The sequence below is a fragment of the Pseudomonas luteola NBRC 103146 genome (assembly GCF_002091675.1).
Taxonomy (GTDB): Bacteria; Pseudomonadota; Gammaproteobacteria; order Pseudomonadales; family Pseudomonadaceae; genus Chryseomonas; species Chryseomonas luteola.
On the sequence record NZ_BDAE01000088.1, the window covers coordinates 1 to 965 of the forward strand.

Here is a 965-nt window from a genome sequence, read left to right on the forward strand (position 1 = left end):
CTAGCTGGAGGCGGGAAATGAGTGAGCAATTTGCTGAATGGCTAAAACGTGAGATGCCAGCAGGAACGGTTATAAGCGACCCTGAGTGGTGGGCACCGCGCATATTCAAGGCAGCCCGTTCCGCACCGGCTGAACCTGTTTCCTACGTCCTGTTCAAGGATGGAGAAGTCCACTTTGATGCTGACGATGGCGCTGTGATCAGCAATGTGCGCGGAGATGAGTTAGATGAGAGTCATAAGTGGCTGCCGGTCTACACCGCGCCCATCGCACTCCTGACTGAGAACGAGCGGCTGAATGAAGAGCTGACCGAAGTGCAGGATCAGAGGAGAAAGTTCTTTCAATTGGGGCAATCTCTAAAGCAGGAACGTGACGCACTGAAGACTGAAGCTCAATTCCTCATCGAGAGGCTAAGCAGCCTTGAGTTCACCGATATGGACGACCTAGCGCGTGATTGGTACGGCCATGTGGTGCCTTCGATTTCCAGGTTGCAAGCACTCACAGCCAAGCCAGAGGTGGATCATGAGTAAAAAGATTAAGCCATGCCACTGCGGGTATGAGGGCGCGCTGATGGGAATGCAGCACAAGGAAGGATATCTGTCCCTTATGTGCCCTGAATGCCGCCGCACTGTTAAAGCGTTCACGCCGCAAGGGCTAACAGATATGTGGAATGCCAAGCCAGAGGTGAAGTCATGAGTGAATACATTCTGGATGGCCGGGTAATACACCTGTCTAGCGGAGAATACGTGTGTGAAATGATCGGCTGGAGGTGCGATCGATTATCAAATCTCCTAGATTCCGCCAATGATAACGAAAAGCGCGTGGCTGAGCTTGAGGCAGAACTTGCTGAGGCGGCGGACATACTGACTAAACTGATGGATGGCGTTGCATGGGAAGACCCTCATATATCTGTAAACAATGCTGCTGCCTTTGCCTTCCTAGCCCGTCATGGTGACAAGCCATGATCG

2 protein-coding genes are annotated in these 965 nt (G+C 52.3%); both read left to right on the forward strand.

Annotated features, from left to right (window positions below; genetic code table 11):
* The coding region (locus PLU01S_RS25185) for a hypothetical protein (RefSeq protein WP_218019580.1) at positions 1-527 on the forward strand (527 nt) is incomplete at its 5' end.
* A gap of 162 nt (positions 528-689) precedes the next feature.
* Positions 690-962, forward strand: a complete 273-nt coding sequence (locus tag PLU01S_RS25190) for a hypothetical protein (RefSeq protein WP_084339980.1) — start codon at positions 690-692, stop codon at positions 960-962.
* The last annotated feature ends 3 nt before the right edge of the window (positions 963-965 follow it).

Bases quoted from the DNA above. Each gene is read 5' to 3' on its own strand.
- PLU01S_RS25190 (WP_084339980.1), top strand. From the start codon at position 690: ATGAGTGAATACATTCTGGATGGCCGGGTAATACACCTGTCTAGCGGA.